This window comes from Enterococcus sp. AZ119, from assembly GCF_050546175.1.
GTDB lineage: Bacteria > Bacillota > Bacilli > Lactobacillales > Enterococcaceae > Enterococcus > Enterococcus faecalis.
Map to the genome: position 1 here is coordinate 1,115,285 of NZ_CP172951.1, position 25,010 is coordinate 1,140,294.

General features: G+C 38.4%; 23 protein-coding genes. 15 read left to right on the forward strand and 8 right to left on the reverse strand.

Translation table 11 applies throughout. From position 1 onward, the window contains the following. Position 1: 1 nt before the first annotated feature. From IGL37_RS05450 to lpdA, 3 genes are all read left to right on the forward strand, one after another. A complete protein-coding gene (locus IGL37_RS05450) occupies positions 2 to 979 on the forward strand; it encodes an alpha-ketoacid dehydrogenase subunit beta (RefSeq protein WP_002357767.1) in 978 nt (325 codons plus the stop codon). Positions 980 to 1,121: 142 nt separating this feature from the next. Beyond that, positions 1,122 to 2,741 carry a dihydrolipoyllysine-residue acetyltransferase gene (locus IGL37_RS05455; protein ID WP_002357766.1) on the forward strand — a complete coding sequence of 540 codons (1,620 nt, stop codon included), beginning with the start codon at positions 1,122 to 1,124 and terminating at the stop codon, positions 2,739 to 2,741. Positions 2,742 to 2,748: 7 nt separating this feature from the next. Next, the gene (lpdA, locus tag IGL37_RS05460) at positions 2,749 to 4,155 is read left to right on the forward strand and encodes a dihydrolipoyl dehydrogenase (protein ID WP_002357765.1); all 1,407 of its coding nucleotides are present in this window, start codon (positions 2,749 to 2,751) and stop codon (positions 4,153 to 4,155) included. A 112-nt stretch (positions 4,156 to 4,267) separates the two neighbouring features. Here lpdA and IGL37_RS05465 read toward each other — a convergent pair whose 3' ends face one another. After that, positions 4,268 to 5,254, reverse strand: coding sequence for a PocR ligand-binding domain-containing protein (locus IGL37_RS05465; RefSeq protein WP_002382271.1), 987 nt, complete (start codon positions 5,252 to 5,254; stop codon positions 4,268 to 4,270). A 160-nt stretch (positions 5,255 to 5,414) separates the two neighbouring features. On the opposite strand from IGL37_RS05465, the gene IGL37_RS05470 reads away from it, so the two are divergent. The 5 genes from IGL37_RS05470 (at position 5,415) to IGL37_RS05490 (ending at position 9,470) form a co-directional block, all read left to right on the forward strand. Next, entirely contained in the window at positions 5,415 to 6,554 is a 1,140-nt protein-coding gene (locus tag IGL37_RS05470) for a glycerol dehydrogenase (RefSeq protein ID WP_033918069.1), read from the forward strand. 12 nt (positions 6,555 to 6,566) lie between these two features. Continuing rightward, the gene (dhaM, locus tag IGL37_RS05475) at positions 6,567 to 6,965 is read left to right on the forward strand and encodes a dihydroxyacetone kinase phosphoryl donor subunit DhaM (RefSeq protein ID WP_010819368.1); all 399 of its coding nucleotides are present in this window, start codon (positions 6,567 to 6,569) and stop codon (positions 6,963 to 6,965) included. Further along, positions 6,966 to 7,949, forward strand: a complete 984-nt coding sequence (gene dhaK / locus IGL37_RS05480) for a dihydroxyacetone kinase subunit DhaK (RefSeq protein ID WP_002363860.1) — start codon at positions 6,966 to 6,968, stop codon at positions 7,947 to 7,949. It begins immediately after the preceding gene. Positions 7,950 to 7,961: 12 nt separating this feature from the next. Further along, complete coding sequence (gene dhaL / locus IGL37_RS05485; RefSeq protein WP_010819369.1) at positions 7,962 to 8,564, forward strand: dihydroxyacetone kinase subunit DhaL; 603 nt, start codon at positions 7,962 to 7,964, stop codon at positions 8,562 to 8,564. A 123-nt stretch (positions 8,565 to 8,687) separates the two neighbouring features. After that, entirely contained in the window at positions 8,688 to 9,470 is a 783-nt protein-coding gene (locus IGL37_RS05490) for a hypothetical protein (RefSeq protein WP_002397245.1), read from the forward strand. A gap of 72 nt (positions 9,471 to 9,542) precedes the next feature. Here the strand turns inward: IGL37_RS05490 and IGL37_RS05495 are convergent, their stop codons facing one another. Beyond that, positions 9,543 to 10,694 (reverse strand): hydroxymethylglutaryl-CoA synthase, encoded by a 1,152-nt coding sequence (locus IGL37_RS05495; protein WP_033918070.1) that lies wholly within the window; start codon positions 10,692 to 10,694, stop codon positions 9,543 to 9,545. A gap of 185 nt (positions 10,695 to 10,879) precedes the next feature. On the opposite strand from IGL37_RS05495, the gene IGL37_RS05500 reads away from it, so the two are divergent. Continuing rightward, positions 10,880 to 13,291: a hydroxymethylglutaryl-CoA reductase, degradative gene (locus tag IGL37_RS05500; protein WP_002393211.1), complete on the forward strand. Its 2,412-nt coding sequence runs from the start codon at positions 10,880 to 10,882 to the stop codon at positions 13,289 to 13,291. A gap of 19 nt (positions 13,292 to 13,310) precedes the next feature. Here the strand turns inward: IGL37_RS05500 and IGL37_RS05505 are convergent, their stop codons facing one another. From IGL37_RS05505 to IGL37_RS05525, 5 genes are all read right to left on the reverse strand, one after another. Beyond that, the gene (locus IGL37_RS05505) at positions 13,311 to 14,363 is read right to left on the reverse strand and encodes an AI-2E family transporter (protein WP_002357754.1); all 1,053 of its coding nucleotides are present in this window, start codon (positions 14,361 to 14,363) and stop codon (positions 13,311 to 13,313) included. A gap of 16 nt (positions 14,364 to 14,379) precedes the next feature. Beyond that, positions 14,380 to 15,585: a YdcF family protein gene (locus tag IGL37_RS05510; protein WP_002382277.1), complete on the reverse strand. Its 1,206-nt coding sequence runs from the start codon at positions 15,583 to 15,585 to the stop codon at positions 14,380 to 14,382. 155 nt (positions 15,586 to 15,740) lie between these two features. Next, entirely contained in the window at positions 15,741 to 15,941 is a 201-nt protein-coding gene (locus tag IGL37_RS05515) for a cold-shock protein (protein ID WP_002357750.1), read from the reverse strand. A gap of 297 nt (positions 15,942 to 16,238) precedes the next feature. Beyond that, complete coding sequence (locus IGL37_RS05520) at positions 16,239 to 17,360, reverse strand: hypothetical protein (RefSeq protein ID WP_002365588.1); 1,122 nt, start codon at positions 17,358 to 17,360, stop codon at positions 16,239 to 16,241. Positions 17,361 to 17,696: 336 nt separating this feature from the next. Continuing rightward, complete coding sequence (locus tag IGL37_RS05525; RefSeq protein ID WP_002365589.1) at positions 17,697 to 18,047, reverse strand: helix-turn-helix domain-containing protein; 351 nt, start codon at positions 18,045 to 18,047, stop codon at positions 17,697 to 17,699. A gap of 191 nt (positions 18,048 to 18,238) precedes the next feature. On the opposite strand from IGL37_RS05525, the gene IGL37_RS05530 reads away from it, so the two are divergent. The 5 genes from IGL37_RS05530 (at position 18,239) to IGL37_RS05550 (ending at position 23,299) form a co-directional block, all read left to right on the forward strand. After that, positions 18,239 to 19,672, forward strand: a complete 1,434-nt coding sequence (locus IGL37_RS05530; RefSeq protein ID WP_002357746.1) for an MFS transporter — start codon at positions 18,239 to 18,241, stop codon at positions 19,670 to 19,672. Positions 19,673 to 19,876: 204 nt separating this feature from the next. Next, positions 19,877 to 20,551 carry a metal-dependent hydrolase gene (locus IGL37_RS05535; protein ID WP_002377640.1) on the forward strand — a complete coding sequence of 225 codons (675 nt, stop codon included), beginning with the start codon at positions 19,877 to 19,879 and terminating at the stop codon, positions 20,549 to 20,551. A 9-nt stretch (positions 20,552 to 20,560) separates the two neighbouring features. Beyond that, positions 20,561 to 21,880: a DRTGG domain-containing protein gene (locus IGL37_RS05540; RefSeq protein WP_002357743.1), complete on the forward strand. Its 1,320-nt coding sequence runs from the start codon at positions 20,561 to 20,563 to the stop codon at positions 21,878 to 21,880. Positions 21,881 to 21,893: 13 nt separating this feature from the next. Beyond that, positions 21,894 to 22,847: a DHH family phosphoesterase gene (locus IGL37_RS05545; RefSeq protein ID WP_002357742.1), complete on the forward strand. Its 954-nt coding sequence runs from the start codon at positions 21,894 to 21,896 to the stop codon at positions 22,845 to 22,847. Between the two features lie 113 nt (positions 22,848 to 22,960). Then, positions 22,961 to 23,299: a zinc ribbon domain-containing protein YjdM gene (locus IGL37_RS05550; protein WP_002357741.1), complete on the forward strand. Its 339-nt coding sequence runs from the start codon at positions 22,961 to 22,963 to the stop codon at positions 23,297 to 23,299. Between the two features lie 60 nt (positions 23,300 to 23,359). Here the strand turns inward: IGL37_RS05550 and IGL37_RS05555 are convergent, their stop codons facing one another. Beyond that, a complete protein-coding gene (locus IGL37_RS05555) occupies positions 23,360 to 23,758 on the reverse strand; it encodes a hypothetical protein (protein ID WP_002403193.1) in 399 nt (132 codons plus the stop codon). A 55-nt stretch (positions 23,759 to 23,813) separates the two neighbouring features. On the opposite strand from IGL37_RS05555, the gene IGL37_RS05560 reads away from it, so the two are divergent. Further along, positions 23,814 to 24,995 (forward strand): VanZ family protein, encoded by a 1,182-nt coding sequence (locus IGL37_RS05560; protein WP_002377637.1) that lies wholly within the window; start codon positions 23,814 to 23,816, stop codon positions 24,993 to 24,995. Positions 24,996 to 25,010 lie beyond the last annotated feature (15 nt).

Sequence of the window (25,010 nt, forward strand, 5' to 3'; positions counted from 1 at the left end):
AATGGCACAAAAAACTATGATCCAAGCAATTACAGATGCCTTAGCTCTTGAATTAGAGAAAGACGAAAATGTCTTAATCTTCGGTGAAGACGTTGGTAACAACGGTGGGGTTTTCCGTGCAACTGAAGGTTTACAAGAAAAATTTGGTGAAGACCGCGTCTTCGATACACCTTTAGCTGAATCTGGTATCGGTGGATTGGCTTTCGGTCTTGCCTTGCAAGGTTACCGTCCAGTTCCTGAAATCCAATTCTTTGGTTTCGTTTTTGAAGTATTTGACGAAATCGTTGGTCAAATGGCTCGTACGCGTTACCGTATGGGTGGAACTCGTAATATGCCAATTACTGTTCGTGCCCCATTTGGTGGTGGTGTTCATACACCAGAACTTCACTCAGATAACTTAGAAGGATTAATCGCACAATCACCAGGTGTTCGTGTTGTTATTCCATCAAACCCTTACGATGCAAAAGGACTATTAATTTCATCTATTCGTAGCAACGATCCAGTTGTTTACTTAGAGCACATGAAATTATACCGTTCATTCCGTGAGGAAGTGCCAGACGAAGCTTATGAAGTGCCTTTAGATAAAGCGGCTGTAACTCGTGAAGGAACAGACGTATCAATCATCACTTACGGTGCTATGGTTCGTGAAGCGATTAAAGCAGCTGATAGCTTAGCGAAAGACAATATTTCAGCAGAAATCATTGACTTACGTACAGTGGCTCCTTTAGATGTGGAAACAATTATTAACTCTGTTGAAAAAACTGGCCGTGTGGTTGTCGTTCAAGAAGCACAAAAACAAGCTGGCGTTGGCGCTATGGTTGTTTCTGAAATTTCTGAACGTGCCGTATTATCATTAGAAGCACCAATCGGACGTGTATCTGCTCCAGATACAATCTTCCCATTCGGACAAGCAGAAAATATCTGGTTACCAAATGCGAAAGATATCGAAGCAAAAGCTAGAGAAATCGTCGAATTTTAATAGTTATTCGAAGTAGATAAACGAAGAATTAAACAGGTGGATTACGGCTATAGGCATGAAATGTTCAGCTACTATAGTCGTTTCCCCGCGTTTTGCTCCTAAGAAAATAGACAGATCCAACGAAGAAGGGAAGACTTAAAAAATGGCTTATCAGTTTAAATTACCGGATATCGGTGAAGGGATTGCCGAAGGCGAAATCGTTAAATGGTTTGTGAAACCTGGCGATACAATCAACGAAGACGATACGTTATTAGAAGTACAAAATGACAAATCAGTGGAAGAAATTCCATCACCAGTAACAGGTACTGTAAAAAATATCGTTGTACCAGAAGGAACAGTTGCAAACGTTGGTGACGTGTTAATCGAAATCGACGCACCTGGTCACGAAGATAACGATGCAGCACCAGCAGCTCCTGCACAAGAACAAACACCAGCACAACCTGCTGCTGTACCAACAACCGAAGCAGCTGGCGGATTTTTCCAATTCAAATTACCAGACATCGGTGAAGGAATTGCCGAAGGCGAAATCGTTAAATGGTTCGTTAAAGCGGGCGACACAATTAATGAAGATGATTCATTATTAGAAGTACAAAATGACAAATCAGTAGAAGAAATTCCATCACCAGTAACAGGTACTGTAAAAAATATCGTTGTACCAGAAGGAACAGTTGCCAATGTGGGTGACGTGTTAGTTGAAATTGACGCACCTGGTCATAATTCAGCAGCACCGGCAGCCGCAGCACCAGCTACTGACGCTCCTAAAGCGGAAGCATCAGCTCCAGCCGCTTCAACAGGCGTAGTTGCAGCCGCTGATCCAAACAAACGCGTTTTAGCAATGCCATCTGTTCGTCAGTATGCGCGTGAAAAAGACGTTGATATTACACAAGTAACTGCAACTGGTAAAGGTGGCCGTGTCATTAAAGCGGATATTGATGCCTTTGTTTCTGGTGGCTCTCAAGCAGCACCAGCTACTGAAGCTGCCGCAACAGAAGCAGCACCTAAAGCGGAAGCAGCTGCACCTAAAGCAGCGCCAAAAGCCTTTACTTCTGATTTAGGCGAAATGGAAACACGTGAAAAAATGACACCAACACGTAAAGCAATTGCTAAAGCAATGGTTAACAGCAAACACACTGCTCCTCACGTAACATTACATGATGAAGTAGAAGTTTCTAAATTATGGGATCACCGTAAGAAATTTAAAGATGTTGCTGCTGCAAATGGTACAAAATTAACATTCTTACCATACGTTGTAAAAGCATTGACTTCAACTGTTCAAAAATTCCCAATCTTGAATGCATCAATTGATGACGCAGCACAAGAAATTGTTTACAAAAATTACTTTAACATTGGTATCGCTACTGATACAGATCATGGCTTATATGTACCAAATGTTAAAAATGCTAATACGAAGAGCATGTTTGCTATCGCTGATGAAATCAACGAAAAAGCAGCATTGGCTATCGAAGGCAAATTAACTGCACAAGATATGCGTGATGGTACAATCACAATTAGTAACATTGGTTCAGTCGGTGGCGGCTGGTTTACACCAGTAATCAACTACCCTGAAGTTGCTATTTTAGGCGTTGGTACAATTGCACAAGAACCAGTTGTTAATGCAGACGGCGAAATCGTTGTGGGACGCATGATGAAATTATCATTAAGCTTTGACCACCGTATCGTTGACGGCGCAACTGCTCAAAAAGCAATGAACAACATTAAACGCTTATTAGCTGATCCAGAATTACTATTAATGGAAGGATGATTAACAAATGGTAGTAGGAGATTTCGCCATTGAACTAGATACAGTCGTAATCGGAGCTGGTCCTGGAGGATACGTTGCTGCAATTCGTGCCGCAGAAATGGGTCAAAAAGTTGCGATTATCGAACGTGAATACATCGGAGGCGTTTGTTTAAACGTTGGATGTATTCCTTCAAAAGCTTTAATTGCTGCTGGACATCATTACCAAGAAGCACAAGATTCTTCAACTTTTGGTGTAACAGCTAAAGGAGTCGAATTAGACTTTGCAAAAACACAAGACTGGAAAGATAACACAGTTGTAAAATCATTAACAGGCGGCGTTGGCATGTTATTGAAAAAACACAAAGTGGAAATTATTGAAGGCGAAGCATTCTTCGTTGACGAAAATACATTGCGTGTTATTCACCCAGACTCAGCACAAACTTACTCATTCAATAATGCTATTGTAGCAACAGGTTCTCGTCCAATTGAAATCCCAGGATTCAAATTTGGCGGACGCGTGTTAGATTCTACAGGCGGTTTAAACTTAAAAGAAGTTCCTAAAAAATTCGTTATTATCGGTGGCGGTGTCATCGGTGCTGAATTAGGTGGCGCTTATGCTAACTTAGGTTCAGAAGTAACAATTTTAGAAGGTAGCCCATCAATTTTACCAACTTATGAAAAAGATATGGTTAAAGTTGTCACAGACGACTTCAAGAAGAAAAACGTAACAATCGTGACTTCTGCAATGGCTAAAGAAGCTGTTGACAATGGCGATAGCGTCACTGTTAAATATGAAGTTAACGGAAAAGAAGAAAGTGTTGAAGCAGATTACGTAATGGTCACTGTTGGACGTCGTCCAAACACAGACGACTTAGGCTTAGAACAAGCGGGCGTTGAAATTGGCGAACGTGGTTTAATCCCAGTTGACAACCAAGGACGTACTAACGTGAAAAACATCTTCGCAATCGGCGACATCGTACCAGGTGCTGCGTTAGCGCATAAAGCAAGCTACGAAGCAAAAATTGCTGCTGAAGCAATTTCTGGTAAGAAAGTTGCAGTTGATTACAAAGCAATGCCAGCTGTTGCCTTTACTGATCCAGAATTGGCAAGCGTTGGTATGACTGTTGCAGAAGCAAAAGAAGCGGGAATCGAAGCAAAAGGCTACAAATTCCCATTTGCTGGTAACGGCCGTGCAATCTCTTTAGATAAAACTGAAGGATTCATGCGTTTAGTTACAACTGTAGAAGACAATGTCATCATCGGTGCACAAATTGCCGGTGTCGGTGCAAGTGACATGATTTCTGAATTAGCTTTAGCTATTGAATCTGGCATGAATGCAGAAGACATTGCTTTAACAATCCACCCACACCCATCATTGGGCGAAATTACTATGGATACAGCTGAATTGGCTTTAGGTTTACCAATTCATATATAATAGTATCACTTTGTCGCACGACAGATATAATGCGCCTTTTGCACTTGTTGCATTAGCCACAGCAAGAGCAAAAGGTGTAAAAAAACAACGACTTCTAGGAGTCGTTGTTTTTTTATGCTCTGTTCTTTCTTTTACGGTATTTAAGGGGTGTTTCACCCGTTTCTTGTTTAAAGATCCGGACAAAATAGCTATCTTCAACAAACCCTAAATCTTCACTGATTTGGGCAATTGTTTTATCTGTCTCCAAAAGAAGCTGTTTAGCCCATGTGATTTTTAATTGTCGATAAAATTGACTAAAGGGAATACCAAACTCCTCTTTTAATAAACGACTTAAATACGTCGGTGTCAAATGAACAAGGTCTGCCAGTTCTTGTAAATTTAAACGCAGCGATTTGTTTTCCCAAAGGGCATCTAAAACCGGTTGTAATTGCTTATTTTTAGTTTGATAGGCACTTGAAGGAGTTAATTGAGCAGTTAATAAAGTTTGTTGAATATCTTTTTGGATCATATTCAATGGCTCCAGCTCTTCTTTTCGCGAACTAATCTGTAAGGATTGTTTGTACGTATTGATTAAATAATCTTTTTTGATGGCTTCAGAAATAATATATTGGCTTAGATCAGCGATTAATGTCGCGCTCTTTTCTAAGTCTGCTAGTTCTAAAACAGGGTATTGTTGATACAGCTCTTGGTGTGTTACTAAAAATTCTTGAATGAAGGCATCATTCATGGTTAAAACCTGTTCTAACTCTTCTTGGTGATCTTCGAGCAAAACTTCACCAGCCATAATGGCTCCTACATACTGGTCATCAACAATAATGGGGATGGCCATATCAACGATGTTAAAGTGACAACGGTAGATAAAAGGCTGACCAGTGCGAACAGCTTCCAAGCCACCACGAGCATCACATTTTTCACAAAGTTTCGAGAGCTCAGGGGAGTGACGTACCAGTTGGCAAAAGGGTTGAACTTGACTATGTTTCGTCACAGGACGACCTTTATAATCGACTAAAATAATGGCTAAACGAGTGCTTAAGGCCAATGATTCTTGCAATTTTTCCCACTTTTCTAAATCTAAAATATTTTTTAATTCTACAGTCATAAGGCAATCCTTCAATCTAAAGTTTAAAAATCATAATATTTTATTATTTCACAAAATAATTCTATCATTTTTTGCAAGAAAACGATACCAAAAGTTCAATGCTTTTTGGATGAAAGCGTTTTATACTATGTATGTAAACAAAATATAGGAGGCTATCAACATGAGAAAAGCATTGATTTTACCAACGAAATATGTTCAAGGGGAAGATGAATTACTAAACTTAGGTTACTTCGTTTCAACTTTTGGAAAAAAAGCGTTACTAATTGCAAATCCTGCTGACGTTGATCGTGTACGTCCACAATTGGAAGAAACAGCGAAAAAGTTTGACATTACCTTCGTAGAGGGTGGCTTTAGTGGAGAAGTAACGCGTGAAGAAACAAAGCGCTTGCAAAACGTTGGACAAAAAGAACAAGCAGACTGTATCATTGGTTTAGGTGGCGGTAAAGCAATCGATGCTTCAAAAGTCGTAGCAGAAGGTGAAAACTTAATTATTGTACCAACGATTGCGGCTCAAGATGCACCAACTTCGCATTCAGCTGTACTATATCATGAAGATGGCTCATTTGATGATTATGCTTACTTTAAACAAAGTCCAAGCGTCGTTATGGTTGATACAAAAGTGGTTGCCAAAGCGCCAACTAGATTTTTAGTTGCTGGAATGGGGGATGCCTTATCCACATATTTTGAAGCACGCGCAACACACAATTCATATTCTCGGGTTAATGCTAGTTTGCCAATGGGTTCAAGAGAAGGCTTAACGCCCGTTGCTAGCGGCACATATGCAGCTTTGGCCATGGCAAAACTTTGCTGGGAAAACCTCCAGGAAGATGGGTTAAAAGCGAAATTAGCTTGTGATGCAAATGTGGTTACTGAATCATTGAATAAGATCATTGAAACAAATATCTTACTTTCAGGATTAGGTTTTGAAAGTGGTGGTTTAGCTGCAGCGCATGCGATTCATAACGGTATGACAGTCTTACCTGGTGCGCACAGTTATTTACATGGTGAAAAAGTAGCTTTTGCAACGATTGCACAACTTGTATTAGAAGATGCAGCAAAAGACGAATTAGAAGCTGTTTTAGACTTTAGCGCTTCTGTAGGTTTACCATTAACGCTTTCAGACATTGGTGTCGATGAAATCACTTATGAAGAAGCATTGGAAGTAGCCAAAATTGCTTGCATTCCAGAAGAATCAATTCATTCAATGCCATTCCCAATTGTCGTTGAAGAAGTAGCGAATGCAATCATTGTTGCAGATAAAGTCGGACAAGAATATAAAACAAGACATAAATTAGATTAAGGAAGTGTCCACATGAAAGCAGATATTTTACTCGTTTCACATAGCAAAATGATTACAGATGGTATTAAAGAGATGATTGAACAGATGAATGCCAGTGAAGAAATTACGATTCATTCACTTGGTGGCACATCAGATGGTTCATTAGGTTCAGATCCAATGAAAATCATTGACACGATTAACGAAGTGGACTCTGACCGAGAATTTTTAATTTTTGCCGATTTAGGCAGTGCCGTTTTAAGTTCAGAATTAGCTTTTGATATGCTAGAAGAAGACCAACAGAAACATTATCATTTAGTCGATGCACCATTGGTTGAAGGTGCCTTTGCGGCAGCAATTACTGCAGGTGTCTCAGATGATTTGACGCAAATTTTAGCAGAAGCTCAAAATGCTGGTAAGAAAGGGTGGAACTAAATGAAAAAAATTATTAATGAACCTGGTAAAATTGTCGAAGAAATGCTCCAAGGAATTGTGAAAAGCTATGGAAACCTTGTTCATCAAGTCGAAGATTCTCGCGTGATTGCTCGCAACGACTCAAACAAACAAGTTGGGTTAGTATCTGGTGGCGGAAGTGGTCATGAGCCTGCACATGCTGGGTTTGTTGGTGATGGAATGTTAAATGCCGCAGTTTTAGGTGATGTCTTTACTTCACCAACACCAGATCAAATTTTAACAGGGATCCAAGCGGCAGACCAAGGGGCCGGTGTTCTGTTAATCGTAAAAAATTATACAGGCGATATTTTGAACTTTGAAATGGCCAAAGATATGGCTGATATGGAAGACATTCATGTAGAAATGGTCGTTGTCGATGACGATATTGCTGTCGAAGATAGCACCTATACCGCTGGAAAACGCGGCGTTGCCGGGACTGTTCTTGTCCATAAAATTTTAGGACACCATGCCCGCCAAGGTGCTTCTTTAGAAGAGCTCGTTTCTTTAGGAGAAAAGATTGTATCAGCCACGAAAACAATTGGAGTGGCTTTAAAAGCAGCCACTGTGCCTGAAGTTGGCAAACCAGGTTTTACTTTACCAGAAGATGAAATTGAATTTGGCGTAGGGATTCACGGAGAACCAGGCTATCGTCGTGAAAAAATCCAACCATCGAAAGAGTTAGCGAAAGAATTAGTTGAAAAAACATTAAGTAGCTATGAGCAACAACCACAAACAGTAGGGGTACTTGTCAATGGCATGGGTGGCACGCCATTAATGGAACAATTTGTATTTATGAACGACGTGCTAACATTGTTAGAAGATAAAGGTGTTCAAGTGACCTTCCATAAGGTGGGTAACTATATGACGTCTATTGACATGCAAGGATTATCTTTAACGATGATTGACTTGGCGACAAAAGACTGGCAAACAGCGCTAGAAAGCAATGTAACAACAATTTCTTGGTAAGGGTGATAAAAGATGGAATTAACAGTAAAAGACATTCAAACATGGTTAGACAATTATTCAAAAGTTATTGAAGAAGAAAAAGACTATCTAAGTGAATTAGACACGCCGATTGGTGATGGGGATCACGGTAACAACATGGCTCGTGGTATGGCTGAATACAAAATTGCGTTTGACAAAAAAGTACCAACAACAATCACGGAGACATTTAAAGTCCTATCCATGGCTTTGATTTCAAAAGTTGGCGGAGCTTCTGGTCCTTTATATGGTACTGCGTTTATGAATATGACTAAAGCGACAAAAGATTTGGAAACCATCAGTTCGCCAGAGCAATTAAAAGAAATTGTTCAGCAAGGTCTAGCTGGGATTCAGATGCGCGGCAAAGCTGAACCAGGAGATAAAACGATGGTTGATGTCTGGGCACCTGTTGCTGAAGTAATTGGAACGGAACAATTTAATGAAGAAAAAATTGAACAATTTGCTGAAGCAACAAAAGATTGGGTGGCGAAAAAAGGACGTGCCTCTTATTTAGGGGAACGAGCAATTGGTCATATTGATCCAGGAGCAGCATCTAGTGCATTATTATTTGAAGAACTAGTCAAAGTAATCAATCAATAACAGTGAGAAAAAAGTTTAGCAAGTGCCTCTCTTGAAGCGCTTGCTAAGCTTTTTTATAAATAATGGTTTCTTTTGTTCATCTATGGGATAATTTAAGTAACAAAAAATAACAAAGATAGACAAATGGGGGATTTAAAAATGAAAAAGCATGTGATTGTGGGATGTTTATTAATCGTTAGCACAATGTTTGTAAGTGCTTGTGGAAATTCATCAGACGTGACCACAGAAAAAACCAGTGTCACAAAACAAGTCGAAGCTACGGGACAAAGCACATCCTCTTCTGTAGACCAAACCAAGTATGATGCCATTATTACAGAAGCTAAAAAGTTAACGGCAGAGGGGCAATATAAAGAATCAGAAGAAAAATTAGCTACGATCCCTGTTAGCGATTTAGGGAAACCTCACTATTCAATCGTTAAAGAAACGGTTGAGAAACTAAATAATCAAAATAATGAAGGCTTAAAAAGACAAGAAGAAGTCGCAGTTGAAAAGCAAACGAAGTCGAGTCCGGCTCCAACGGAATCACTTAAACCAATTCCAGATGAATTTGCTAAATGGGCAACCACGTATCTTTTTTATTATCCACGAGGAGATCAAAAGCAAGCGGGTTTAATCATTGAAGCGAATGGAGCGGTCACGCAGACGAATACGAATGGCGAAATTTACACAGGAAAAGCCGAAATAAGTGGAGCTTCGGGCACTATTTTAAGTTATGATACGACTAGTTATCGCCCGACGACCCAACCAGCTACAAAATCGATTACTCCAAATGTTAAAATCACTGTTACTTGGAACAATGGCGGCGGTGTTGATGTTTATTATGGCTACGTTTCTTATTCACAACGTTTAGCTTTGACAGATGGTATCGCCGTGACAGACGGGGTCAAAGAAGTTTGGCTTTCATAAAAAGAGCTAGACATTCAAGTTTTTGCTTGAATGTCTAGCTCTTTTGTTGATTGAATCGGGGGATTTAAATACTTAGTTTCGATAAGAACGAACGGTATTATTAATAGCAGAAATACTATATTTTAATTCATCTTCTAACGTTTGATCAATGTCTGTGTCTAAAGTTTCTGCAAACATGGCTTCATATTCAGCGATAGAAAGTTCTGTCCGATTATCTAGCAGTGCTAAATGAGTTTCTTTTTGTAAATGATTTTGATAACCAGCTACTAATTCACCAGTGAAAAATTCAGCGACAGCACCAGAACCATAACTGAATAACCCAATTTGATTGCCTGCGGTTAAAGTCGTTGCATTTTCTAAAAGGGAAATGAGTCCCAGATAAAGTGAACCCGTATACAAGTTTCCTACGCGACGACTATAGATGATGCTTTCTTCATAACGGGCTAAAATTCGTTCCTGTTCTGCTTCAGTTTGGTCGGAGATTTTTGCTAATAAGGCTTTTTTGCCCATTTTTGTGTAAGGAATATGGAACGCTAAAGCATCATAATCTGCAAAATCAAGACCGGTTCGTTTTTTATGTTCATCCCAGACTTGGGCAAAAGATTGGATGTAGGTTTCGTTTGACAAAGGACCATCGACCATAGGATACGGGTGGCCTGTTGGACGCCAAAAGTCATAGATATCTTGCGTCAGCATCACATTATCCTCTTTTAAAGCCAAAATGCGCGGTTCACTAGCAACTAACATTGCAACCGCCCCAGCTCCTTGTGTAGGCTCACCGCCAGAATTTAAGCCATATTTTGCAATATCTGCCGCTACGACCAAGACTTTTTTATCTGGATGTAAGGCTACGTGATTCTTAGCTAACTGTAAGCCTGCTGTTGCTCCGTAACAAGCTTCCTTGATTTCGAAAGAGCGAGCGAAAGGTTGAATCCCCATTAAACGATGTAAGACAACTGCGGCCGCTTTTGACTCATCGATACTGGACTCAGTCCCGACAATCACCATATCAATGGCCTCTTTATCTTCTTTGGTCAAGATCGCTTCTGCGGCATTGGCTGCAAATGTCACAATATCTTGGCTGATTGGGTTCACCGCCATTTGGTCTTGCCCAATACCAATATGAAATTTTCTAGGGTCTACATTTCTGGCTTCAGCCAGTGCCGTCATATCAATATAATAAGGGGGCACAAAAAAACTAATTTTATCAATCCCAATTGTCATTTCTTTAACTCCTTTACGATAAATAGATTCATTATATAAAATAGCACGAAATGAACCAAAATGGGGAATTTTTGTATTAACTTCATAGATTATTAAAAAATATCTTATAAGTCTGTTAACATTCAGTAATTGGCACTTGTGATTCTGGGATTTTATGATATATTTCAAGATGGAGGTGCATTTAGTTGAAAACAGTAGTTATTATTGATGCATTACGAACACCAATTGGAAAATATAAAGGCAGCTTAAGTCAAGTAAGTGCCGTAGACTTAGGAACACATGTTACAACACAACTTTTAAAAAGACATTCCACTATTTCTGAAGAAATTGATCAAGTAATCTTTGGAAATGTTTTACAAGCTGGAAATGGCCAAAATCCCGCACGACAAATAGCAATAAATAGCGGTTTGTCTCATGAAATTCCCGCAATGACGGTTAATGAGGTCTGCGGATCAGGAATGAAGGCCGTTATTTTGGCGAAACAATTGATTCAATTAGGAGAAGCGGAAGTTTTAATTGCTGGCGGGATTGAGAATATGTCCCAAGCACCTAAATTACAACGATTTAATTACGAAACAGAAAGCTATGATGCGCCTTTTTCTAGTATGATGTACGATGGGTTAACGGATGCCTTTAGTGGTCAGGCAATGGGCTTAACTGCTGAAAATGTGGCCGAAAAGTATCATGTAACTAGAGAAGAGCAAGATCAATTTTCTGTACATTCACAATTAAAAGCAGCTCAAGCACAAGCAGAAGGGATATTCGCTGACGAAATAGCCCCATTAGAAGTATCAGGAACGCTTGTGGAGAAAGATGAAGGGATTCGCCCTAATTCGAGCGTTGAGAAGCTAGGAACGCTTAAAACAGTTTTTAAAGAAGACGGTACTGTAACAGCAGGGAATGCATCAACCATTAATGATGGGGCTTCTGCTTTGATTATTGCTTCACAAGAATATGCCGAAGCACACGGTCTTCCTTATTTAGCTATTATTCGAGACAGTGTGGAAGTCGGTATTGATCCAGCCTATATGGGAATTTCGCCGATTAAAGCCATTCAAAAACTGTTAGCGCGCAATCAACTTACTACGGAAGAAATTGATCTGTATGAAATCAACGAAGCATTTGCAGCAACTTCAATCGTGGTCCAAAGAGAACTGGCTTTACCAGAGGAAAAGGTCAACATTTATGGTGGCGGTATTTCATTAGGTCATGCGATTGGTGCCACAGGTGCTCGTTTATTAACGAGTTTAAGTTATCAATTAAATCAAAAAGAAAAGAAATATGGAGTGGCTTCTTTATGTATCGGCGGTGGCTTAGGACTCGCTATGCTACTAGAGAGACCTCAGCAAAAAAAAAACAGCCGATTTTATCAAATGAGTCCTGAGGAACGCCTGGCTTCTCTTCTTAATGAAGGCCAGATTTCTGCTGATACAAAAAAAGAATTTGAAAATACGGCTTTATCTTCGCAGATTGCCAATCATATGATTGAAAATCAAATCAGTGAAACAGAAGTGCCGATGGGCGTTGGCTTACATTTAACAGTGGACGAAACTGATTATTTGGTACCAATGGCGACAGAAGAGCCCTCAGTTATTGCGGCTTTGAGTAATGGTGCAAAAATAGCACAAGGATTTAAAACAGTGAATCAACAACGCTTAATGCGTGGACAAATCGTTTTTTACGATGTTGCAGATCCCGAGTCATTGATTGATAAACTACAAGTAAGAGAAGCGGAAATTTTTCAACAAGCAGAGTTAAGTTATCCATCTATCGTAAAACGGGGCGGCGGCTTAAGAGATTTGCAGTATCGTGCTTTTGATGAATCATTTATATCTGTCGACTTTTTAGTAGATGTTAAGGATGCAATGGGGGCAAATATCGTTAATGCTATGTTGGAAGGTGTGGCCGAGTTGTTCCGTGAATGGTTTGCGGAGCAAAAGATTTTATTCAGTATTTTAAGCAATTACGCAACGGAGTCGGTTGTTACGATGAAAACGGCTATTCCAGTTTCACGTTTAAGTAAGGGGAGCAATGGCCGGGAAATTGCTGAAAAAATTGTTTTAGCTTCACGCTATGCTTCATTAGATCCTTATCGGGCAGTCACGCATAACAAAGGGATCATGAATGGCATTGAAGCTGTCGTTTTAGCTACAGGAAATGATACACGCGCTGTTAGCGCTTCTTGTCATGCTTTTGCGGTGAAGGAAGGTCGCTACCAAGGTTTGACTAGTTGGACGCTGGATGGCGAACAACTAATTGGTGAAATTTCAGTTCCGCTTGCGTTAGCCACGGTTGGCGGTGCCACAAAAGTCTTACCTAAATCTCAAGCAGCTGCTGATTTGTTAGCAGTGACGGATGCAAAAGAACTAAGTCGAGTAGTAGCGGCTGTTGGTTTGGCACAAAATTTAGCGGCGTTACGGGCCTTAGTCTCTGAAGGAATTCAAAAAGGACACATGGCTCTACAAGCACGTTCTTTAGCGATGACGGTCGGAGCTACTGGTAAAGAAGTTGAGGCAGTCGCTCAACAATTAAAACGTCAAAAAACGATGAACCAAGACCGAGCCTTGGCTATTTTAAATGATTTAAGAAAACAATAAAAAAACAGTTCAGCAGAAATTATTCTGCTGAACTATTTTTTTTCACATTAGGTAGACGTTTCAGGCCACGAATTGGTTTTACTTTTAAGACATCTAAGAAGAAAGTGAACACAGGGATTCCTACAATAAGTCCCCATACACCAAAGAGACGCTCACTAACTAATAAAATGACAAACGTATAAAAGATTGGTAACTCTGTTTTACTAGACATGAATTTAGGATTTAGCACGTAAGATTCAAATAAATGAACGATTGTAATTAAAGCTAAGATATAAATCACATCGTTCAAGCCACCTTGGGAATAAGCGATGAAACTTAGCGGAATGCAGGAAATAATCACACCAGCAACTGGGACTAAGCTCAAAATGAAGATCATAATGGCTAAACTAGGTAACTGAGTAAAGCCGATTATCGCCAAGGCCAAGGTAGTAATGACTGTATTCACCACAGCAATGAAAAACTGAGCTTCCATTACGACACCAAATGTGTTGACGAACTTGTTGGCAAAATAATAGATATCCTGAAAAAACCAATCAAAATCACTTTTTAAAAATAACTTAGAAAAATCAGCCATTTGCTTCTTCTCAATCATAAAGAAGAAACTTAAAATAAAGGACATGACAAATGATAAGCCGACAGCGCCAATATCTTGAATGTAGCGTAAAATCATTGAAGCGCCATTCTGGAGTTGAGAGAGTAAGTTAGATTTTTCCAAGTATTGATCAATAAATTGCAATACTTGATTTGTATCTGTATGTGGACTTTGATAAAAATCAACTACAGAATTAATCATTTGAGTCGTTTGGTTAACTAGAACGGGAACATATTTAGTAATCGCTAAATAGATTAGAAAAACAACCAATGCATAGGTTAAGAGAACGATGACAATCGTCGGGATTTTCATATAGCGTTGAACAAAATGGACCAAACGAACAGCTAAATAGGTAAAGATAAATGTTAAAAGAATTGTTGTAATCATGCTTCTGGATAAATAAAGCACAAAAATAATCAAAGCAAGGACGCAAAAACGTCGCAAACGTTCATTTTGAATAAATTTTTGATACAAACTCATAGGGGAAACTCCTTCTTTACTGAATAATCAATCCTGTTAAGAATAACATAACCATACCGATGGCAGCTAGGCCGCAAACAATAATATGGCGGCGTTTGTACATCACTACAATGGCGATGAACTCTCGAATAAACGCGTTAGGTAAAAAATAAAAAGCGGTTTTTGCACCAATGCCATCAGCTTTTAAGCCAGCCATTCGAGCGAAAAGACCCGCTCGGAAAAGGTGATAATTGTTTGTAGTAAAAATGGCTTGGAAATTAGCATTTCCAAAATCCTCAATCATTGTTTCTTTGGAAAAACGCATATTTTCTAGTGTGTTTTTTGAATGAGCTTCTACTAAAATATCATCATCAGGAATACCTTGTGTCAAAGCATACATTTTCATCGCGACACTTTCAGGAAGTAATTCATCAGGGCCTTGGCCACCAGACATGACGATTTTTGGTGGGTTTAACGTTGCGCGATTTTGAGCCTTGTAAAATTGAATGGCTTTGTTGATGCGGGCTTGCAATAACGGCGGCACAATCTCACCATTGATTAACCCCGAACCTAACACAACAATATAATCCTGTGTATATTTTGGCTGATTAAATTGATACAACGTAGAAACAGTTAAAAAATTATAAAAAACAAACGCGAAATAAGTCAAAATAAATGGCGCAATAGTTAATGGTAAGGAGAGCCACGTTGGTAACAACGATTGAAAAAAGAAATTATAAATTAATAGTAATGTTAAGCCAATTGCCAGCAACAACGTCAACAAGTTCCCTAGAGACCGACCTTCTTTTCTCATAACAACGACCGCATTCCAATAGAGGAAAATAATTAAGGCATAGAGTCCTAAAGCCAAAGCGATAAAAATTGCCAGCAGGGCAATAATTGCTAAGGTGATTAGAAAGTAGTTGTTTGTACGAATCGCAGTAATCCCTAAATAAGTCGCTAGAACCACAAGAAAAATATTAAATAATGTTCCATTCAGTAAACGCCTTTTTTCTTTGAAGTAGAAGAGCGCAAACAAGCCAAAAAAAGCAATGGGAATTAAAAAGAAGGCTGTGCCACGAATGATTTCTAAATATAAAACATATGAGAAGAACATAAAGACAGTCCAGCCAAACATCCACGGCAACCAATCGTGTTCTTTTTTCTTTTTCCGCCACGAGGGAATGAAAAAGAGACCCAATAAATAAACACCTAAAAAGGTTAAATCACCATAAAATTGCATAAATAAACTCCTTTAAAACATTTTTCCTCTTCAGTATAACGAAAACTCTTCAAAAAAAATAGAGGAAGCACTTAGTTTCAGAAAGTTTTCTTGTTCTTTTTTTTATAAAAAAAACCTGACGATTAACGTCAGGTTTTTGAGTCAGTATTGTTTAATTAAGCTTTAGTAACGTTAGTTGCTTGAGGGCCACGTTGACCTTCTTCGATTTCGAAAGTTACTGCTTGACCTTCTTCTAAAGTTTTGAAGCCGTCACCTTGGATAGCTGAGAAATGTACGAATACATCGTTTCCGTTTTCTGCAGTGATGAAGCCAAAGCCTTTGTCTGAGTTAAACCATTTTACTGTACCTGTTTCCATAATAAATATCCTCCTAGATGTGTGTTATAACACATTCATATTTTGCAATTACTTGAAAGGTGAAAAATGTGGAAGATGTTTATTTGAAACAGCTACCCATATTACCGAACAAAAACTACATCTATTACTATAGCATACTAACTGGTTTTTGTATAGCGATAACCTTATTTTCTTTTTTATCGGATGTTTTTTAAAAACTAGAAAGTGAAGATAAGGCTGTTATAGTGCTGTTTCAATAAGGCTCAGAAAAAAAGCCCATTGTAAGGCGCTTTCTTACAATGGGCTTTTTGCCTGTTTTTAATAACGGAGGATAGCCGCTAAAGATTTTTCATCTGGTGCAGCTTTTTGGTCTAAAACAAAAACTTGACCGCCGTTTTGAATGACTTGGTAAGCAATGGTGTTTAAAAGTTTGCGACGATCATACTCTTCAGATGACATTTCATTGTTTTCAGTAACAAAGAGTGATGTTGCAATAAAAAGATGGGAAATTTTGCCGTCAGCTGCCGCTGGCGAAATATCTGTAAATTGATCTAAGAATTTACGATCTAGTAATTTGTTATAAGAAGCTGTTTCTTTTTCTGTTAACTCTGCAGCTATTTTTTCACTAGCGCTGCGGATATCTTGAATGGTTGCTTGTGCAGGTGAAGCAGCAACTGAAATTGAGCAATCATAATAAGGATTTTTAGCAATCTTTTTAAAGAGTGTTTGGTTTTCTGGTAAAGCATAAAGATAAAGCGGTAATTTTTCAGGATTATCCAGTTGATCTTTTAAGAAAGTATCGACTGCTTGATAGTAGTTCACCCAATCAATTTCAACTTCTTTATCTTTAGTATTGATGCTATGATAAGCGACACCTTCTTTAGAACCGTTAGAACTACCTTGAGTTGAAAAGTTTAAATTACCACCCGTTAATTCATCACCTAAAGCTGTGACCACGTCTGTTGGCGCGTCTTTAGGCAATTCAACAGGAGTCACAGTCGTATGATCAACCTTGTAAAGTTTCATTGAATCGCGATTTAGAGCAAGTAGGTAATAATGGTAGTTAAATTGTTTGTCTTTGACTAGTCCAAGTAAATAAGGAATCGTGTCCACGTAATATTGATCGTCAACGGGCACATCTAATCGTTGAACAAAGGTGTTTTCTGGAGATAAGATGATTGAAACACTTGCTGTGCCGTTGCGCCAGAAGGAAGCATCAGCTAGAAGTGCGTCAATTTTTTCTTGGAAAACAGACCATTTTTCCTCAGGAAATTTTTTTTCAAAGCGTGTTTTTGCCGCTTTTGCAAAATTTTTCAAAACAAGCGAATCTTTTTCTACGTTTTGATGAGCGACATGGGTGTTAAACAAGAAAGTAACAAACGGTCCATGAACTTCTTCAGAAAATAATGTTGATAAGCTATCTTTTTTTTGATTTGCCATAATAAAATCCCCCTTCTAAAAGTAAGTGTAGCACAGGAAATCGAATGTTTAAAACAATATGTTCAATAAAAGAAAACGCTTTAAAGAATTTAAATAAAGGACTGTTAATGGTGTTCTAATAAAAGTTTTATAAAAAATATAGCTGAAACTCATGATAAAAAAGGCACAAACTACTATACTTACGTTATGCCAATTATCCCGAATTGGTTTTTTCATACTTACTCCTACCAAGAGTAAATAACAACCTTCATTTCCACCACAGACGACGGTCGTGGTGGTTTTTTTTGTTTAGGTTCTAGTTTTTGCTATCAATTGACTAGGAGAAGTGAACGTTCTTTAAGAATTTGTCATTTCAAATTTACGGAACCGCAAGAAACGATTTGCTTCTTCCTCTAACTGAGTAATTTCTTCTTCTGTTAACTCTTCCGTAGTAATGTGAATATGTAACTCTTTTTGTGTGCTTGTCATAGGTGCCTGATGATTAATCTCTGTTTGTTGGGTGCGACCCATTAAATAGTCCAAGGAGACAGAAAAATAGTCTGCTATTTTTAAAAGATTCTCTACTTTAGGCGAAGAGGTATCCCAACGACGAATTTGTCCATTGGAAATGCCGACGTTTCTTTCTAATTGGGCGAGGGTTAGTTGCCTTGACTGAGCTAATTGTTTAATGCGAGAAATTAAGGTCATTTCAAGTCCTCCTTGTGTTTTCCGTTTGCTAATTTTAAATTAGCGTAAAAGCGAATGGTTGTCAATTGCGAGCGTGTAATAAGAAGGTGAACATCTCATGAGTGATTTTTTAGAAAATTTCCGATGAAAAAAAGAAGAAATAGAGTTATTATTAGTAAGTAAACTGTTTTGGAGCGAGAGGGGATGAATCAATGGAGAAAATTAAAAGTTACCAAGAGGATTCTGAAGTGCAGAAAAATCGTTGGTGGATCTTAGTTTCTGTGGCTATGTTTACCTTCATGTCTACATTAGATTCCAGCATTGTAAATATTGCTTTACCGACTATTTCAAAAGAAATGTCCGTACCCATGAATCAAGCGGAATGGGTCGTATCTATTTATTTAATGGTTGTCTGTGCTTGTTTATTATTATTTGGAAAAATTGGCGACAGTTTTGGAAAAATAAAAGTTTATCGAATTGGCACGGTTATTTTTACGATTGGTTCGTTACTTTGTGGCTTTAATCAATCGCTGAGCTTTCTATTATTTGCGCGAGTCGTTCAAAGTATTGGTGCTAGCATGACCATGGCGACCAATTCAGGAATTATTACGGAAGTATTCCCTTTAAATGAAAGAGGGCGGGCGCTTGGTGCAGTAGGTGCCTTTGTCTCTTTAGGCGCGATTGCTGGTCCTGGGATTGGTGGATTGATCTTATCAAACTTTTCTTGGTCGTATATTTTTTGGATTAATGTTCCTGTGGGGCTAGTTACAATTTTAATTGGCGAAAAGTTTCTACCAAAAGATATTACAAAAACAAAAGAAAAAATCGATTTTTCAGGATTTGCTTGTATTGCCATTGCGATTATGACGTTCTTCGGCGGGATTTTCCTCGGACAAGAGAGCGGGTTTGGCTCGTTACAATCCTATTTATTGTTCATTATTGCAGTAATCGCACTAGGATTATTTATAATGGTTGAACGGAAAAGAAAAAGCCCACTTATTAAGTTCGCAATTTTTAAAAACAAAATTTTTACTTTAAGTTTATTGTCCGCCGTTTTAATTTTTGCCTCAAACTTTTTTGTAAATGTTGTCATTCCATTTTATTTGCAGGATGCACGCAAACTAAGTGCTAGTTATGCTGGTCTATTAATGATGGTATTTCCGTTATTAATGGTGGTTGGGGCTCCTCTGAGTGGCTATTTGACGGATAAAATTGGCCCAGGTATTTTAACATTTGGCGGATTGTTGCTCTTGTGCTGTACGTCGTTAATGTATATGTTTTTAGATATGAATTCGCCTATCTGGTATTATGTGATTGCAACAGCCATTATGGGCTTGGGAAATGCACTTTTCCAGTCTCCAAACAATACAATGGTTATGAGCAGTGTTGAAAAGCAAGATTTAGGTGTAGCAGGAAGTATGAATTCTTTTGCTAGAAACTTAGGGATGGTCATTGGGATTGCGTTGTCAACGACCATTTTATATCGTGGTATGAGCGAAGCCTATGGTGAACGAGTAACCACGTATCTGGCTAATCGCCCAGATATATTTATTGTGGGAATGCGTGAAACCTTTTTTGTCGCCTTTCTATTATGTGTGGCGGCCTTTATATTAACGATTTTACGTTTTCGGAAAACAACCAAATAAGTAAAAAGAAGCAGACGAGAAAGATTCATGATTTTTCTCGTCTGTTTCTTTACTAGCTAAGAAAATAAGCAAATGCGATTGTATATTTCTAATTCTCTGTTACAATAAAGAAAGTAAACTGTACTAAACTGTACTACTTTTAAGAATGAATTTGACGATTAATTATCATAAGAGTGTGTAGAAAATACCGTAGGAGGAATACAAATGGAACTGATAGGACATGGACATTCATGTATTGAAATTCGTCTAAACGACGGCACGAACCTTTTATTTGATCCTTTTATTAATGGCAACCCTTTAGCGGACGTTTCACTTGAAGATTTACACCCTGATTACATCTTAATCACCCACGGACACAGCGATCATATTGGCGATATGCTAGCAATTGCTCAAGCCAACAAGGCAACGATTATTGCGATAGCTGAAGTGGCTACGTATGCACAGTCGCAAGGGGTAAAAGCGCATGGAATGAATCTAGGTGGGCGTTATGTCTTTCCTTTTGGTTCGGTTAAATTTGTGCCAGCTTTGCATAGTTCCGGTTATGAAATAGACGGCGTAATGACCTACATGGGCGAAGCAAGTGGGATTATTTTAGAAGCAGAAGATAAAAAAATTTATCACGCTGGTGATACGGCGTTGTTTTCAGATATGCGCCTTTTTGCAAAAGACAAATCCATTGATGTAGCGTTCTTACCAATTGGTGATAATTACACGATGGGACCAGAGGATGCGCTAGAAGCAGTCTCTTACTTAAATCCCAAAATAACCATTCCAATTCATTACAATACCTTTCCTGTTATCCAACAAAATCCAGCAATATTTGTAGAGCAAGTGGTTGGCGGGAAAGTATTAAACCCAGGAGAGACGATCCTAGTTTAGGAGGAAATTATGGCGACGAAACATGATCAAATTTTAAAACATATTGAAGAATTACCAATTGGCGATCGAATCTCTGTTCGAAGCATTGCCAAAAGTTTAAGTGTTAGTGAAGGAACAGCCTATCGGGCCATCAAAGATGCAGAAAATATTGGGCTTGTTTCCACCATTCAACGTGTTGGTACGATACGAATTGAGCGGAAGTTAAAAAAACATATTGAAAAATTAACATTTGGTGAAGTGGTCCGGATTATTGAAGGGGATGTGTTAGGCGGTAGCTCTGGTCTAGACAAAGTCCTTAATAAATTTGTAATTGGTGCGATGACAGAAACCGCGATGACGCGATATATTACTCCCGGATCCTTAATGATTGTTGGTAACCGCCAAGGTGTGCAAAAGCTTGCTTTAGAAAATGGGGCAGCCGTTTTAATTACAGGTGGATTTGAAACATCTGAAGAGATTGCGCAGTTAGCAGATCGTCTGGGTATGCCTGTCTTGAGAACCACATATGATACATTTACTGTGGCTACTATGATTAACCGTGCTTTAAGTGATCAGCTGATTAAAAAAGACATTTTACTCGTCAGTGATATTTATACAGCGCTTGAAAAAACCAATTATTTGTTGACAACTCAAACGATTGCAGATTATCAGGCATTATCTGAAAGTACCCATCATTCTCGTTTCCCAGTAGTAAATAAGAAATTACGTTTAGTGGGGATTGTCACAGCCAAAGATGTCATTGGTAAAAGTGAACATTTAACCGTGGATAAAGTCATGACAAAGGACCCCAATGTTGTGAAAAAGATGATGAGTGTAGCGAGTGTCAGTCATCAAATGATTTGGGATGGTCTAGAAGTCATGCCGGTGGTGGAAGATGATTTAGCGCTTGTTGGGATTGTTTCTCGCCAAGATGTGATGAAAGCTATGCAATTGGTGCAACGACAACCACAAATTGCAGATACAATTTCAGATCAAATTTCCGGGGAAGTGATGCCTGTTGAAGAAAATGGCAAAGAAACAACCCGTTTTCGTTTTTCGGTTGCGCCCCAAATGGTTAACAGTGTTGGTACTATCTCGTTCGGTGTCCTAAGTGAAATTATTTCTAACGTGACACAACGAACAATGTTGATGAATCAAAAAAGAAATGTACTAATTGAACAAGTGAATCTACATTATTTGCGGCTAATCCAGTTGGAAAGTGAATTGGACATTCGTCCACGAATTTTAGAAATTGGTCGTCGCTCTGCAAAATTAGATATTGAAGTTTATTTAGAAAATGTCATTGTGGCAAAAGCAATTGTTGTTTGCCAAGTGATGGAGAGAACGTAGGAGGCTACAAAGAATGGACGTAGTAAAAGAAATTATGGCAGCAATTAAACAATATGAAACAATTATTATTCATAGACATCAAAGGCCCGATCCAGATGCAATTGGCTCACAGGTTGGGTTAGCAGAACTCTTAAGAGCGAGCTTTCCTGAAAAAAATATTTATCAAGTAGGCGGACCAGTGGAAGGCTTAGAGTTTTTAGCTGAAATGGACGTTATTACTGACGATGTCTATCGAGGTGCATTAGTCATTGTAACAGATACTGCAAATGCTCCACGAATTAGTGATGCGCGTTTTTCTTTAGGCGATCAATTAATTAAAATCGATCATCATCCGAATGATGAACCTTATGGAGATTTAGTTTGGGTGAATACAAATGCAAGTAGTTGTAGTGAAATTATTGTTGATTTTTGGCAACAGCATTTAGCAGAATTAACGATGACAGATAATGCAGCTCGTTTATTGTATGCTGGGATTGTGGGGGATACAGGACGTTTTCTTTATCCTTCCACTTCGGCGCATACACTCGCTGTCGCTGCGCAATTGCGTACGTTTAACTTTAATGCCGCAGACTTAAATCGTGAGTTAGACCAAATGCCTTTAAAGGTTGCTAAATTAGCGGGTTATATTTATCAAAATTTAGAAATCGACGCAAATGGCGCTGCTCGTGTCGTTTTACCACAAAGTATTTTAAACAGTTATGATATTGTCGATTCTGAAACGGCAGCCATTGTTTCAATGCCAGGAAAAATTGAAGATGTTCTCTCATGGGCAATCTTTGTTGAACAGCCGGAAGGTTATTATCGCGTTCGGTTACGTTCCAAAGGGCCAATCATTAATACAATTGCTAAAAAACATCATGGCGGTGGCCATCCTTTGGCAAGTGGCGCTAATGCCCGTGATGCAGCTGAAATTGAAGTGATTTACCAAGAAATCCAAGCAGCTTGCCAAGAGTGGGCTCAAAAATAAATAAGTAATTAGAAAGTAGTTATCGGACGTTGATAAATCATTAGGACTACTTTTCATTCACTAGAAAATAAGGTAAAATGAAAAAGAATTATTTTTTACAAAGGAGAACGTTAATGACAGAGCAATTACCAAACTGCCCTGAATGTGGGTCGGCATATGCCTATGAAGATCGCGGATTATTTATTTGTCCAGAATGCGGTCATGAATGGTCACCAACAGAAGAAGTTGCAGAAGAAGGCTTAGTAGTCAAGGACTCAAATGGCAATCTTTTAGCGGATGGTGACAGTGTTACTGTAATCAAAGATTTGAAAGTTAAAGGTGCCAGTGGCGCAATTAAACAAGGCACAAAAGTGAAAAACATTCGTTTAGTGGAAGGTGATCATAACATCGATTGTAAGGTAGATGGCTTTGGTCCAATGAAGTTAAAATCAGAGTTTGTTAAGAAAAATTAAATTTCATTTGAATGATGAGACAGTAAGAGTCTAGGACACAACCATCGTCCTAGACTCTTACTAATGTTTATCGGTCTTGTATTTTATCATTGTACGAAGGCCGTGCCAAGCGTTGTAAAGTGTGAGGATTAACCCGATACCTAAAGGAATCCATAACCATTGCGGAGAATAAGCGGCATCTTTTAACGTTTCAGGGTTGATGGTCCATGATTCTTGCAATACTTGGAAACTAAAAATCATGAGAAATGTTGAAATAAGTAACAAAATAAACCGTAAATAATGAATCGTTGTTTGACGGTGAATCAGTGCAAAGAGTAAGTAGAGCACAAGTAAAAATAGCGGCACTCCAAACGCAAAATATGGCTGTAACATGAGAACGTCCTCCTTTTTCTTAATGATACTGCAAAGGAGAGGATTTGCAAAATAAAATTTATTGTTGGTACATTTTTTTAGAAACAAGTATAGTGTTATTGAGGCATTCATACTTGAAATTGTTTATCTTGGAGGAATTTTTATGGCAGTATATAGCGAACCAATTAAATGGGCAATCATTATTTTCCCGTTTCTAGCATTTTTTATTTCTGGGGCATTATTAATCTATGAATACCGCAAATATGGTTCATTTGTTTGGACACGAGCAATGATTTTGTATTCATTTGTTTTTTATTTATTATGTGCCTATTTCTTGGTAATTTTACCGTTGCCATCTCGGGCAGAAGTGGCTCAATACACAGGACCGACAATGGAACTGCGGCCTTTTCATTTTATTTCAGGGATTTTAAACGAAACTGTTTTTTCGCTCAAAGATCCTAGTACGTATTTGCCAGCATTAAAACAGCATGCCGTTTTAGAACCACTGTTTAATGTTTTATTAGTTTTACCTTTTGGTGTGTATTTACGGTATTATTTCAAATGTTCATTTTTAAAAACAGTTCTTGCGAGTTTTTTATTGTCATTATTTTTTGAATTAACACAGTTATCTGGCCTTTATTTTATTTATCCACGTTCGTATCGCTTGGCGGATGTCAATGATTTAATTAATAATACCGTCGGAGGCATGGTCGGTTATTGGTTGACGCCACTCTTTACCTTTTTATTGCCAACACGAGAAGAAATTGATGCCACCTCTTATGAAAAAGGGCAGACAGTTAGCCTGTTAAGACGTTTCTTTGCATGGGGGATTGATTGGTTGGTGATTGGCTTTGTGCAAGGCCTGCTCGTTTTTGGACTAAATTTCATTCCAGCTTATAAAAATTGGGCAACCAATTATCCGATTTTTTCAGATCGGATGTGGTTCTTTATCATGGTGTTTGCGGTCTTTATCGTCATGATGAAACTGACAAATGGTCAAACGTTAGGGAAAAAAGTTGTTCGCATTCGGGTGGTTGAAACAGGACATGAAAAAATTCGTTTAAAAGCCTTGTTTGTTCGCTACGGTTATTTGTATTTTGTGTATGGTTTAATTAGTATTTATCTAGCCAATGCCACTGATTTATTGAATTCTTCTAATCGGATGTTGCAAATGGTGTCACTGCTTCTGTATTTGTTCTGTTTAATTTTATATTTACTGTTTTTGATCAACGTTTTGTTAACCTTGATTCGTAAAAAACGGCGTTTGTTTTATGAAAAAGCCAGCCATACTTATACAGTCAGTACATTAGAAGTTGCGAAAACAAAGGAATCAGCAGGTGAGTAAAAGTTGTTTTTGTGT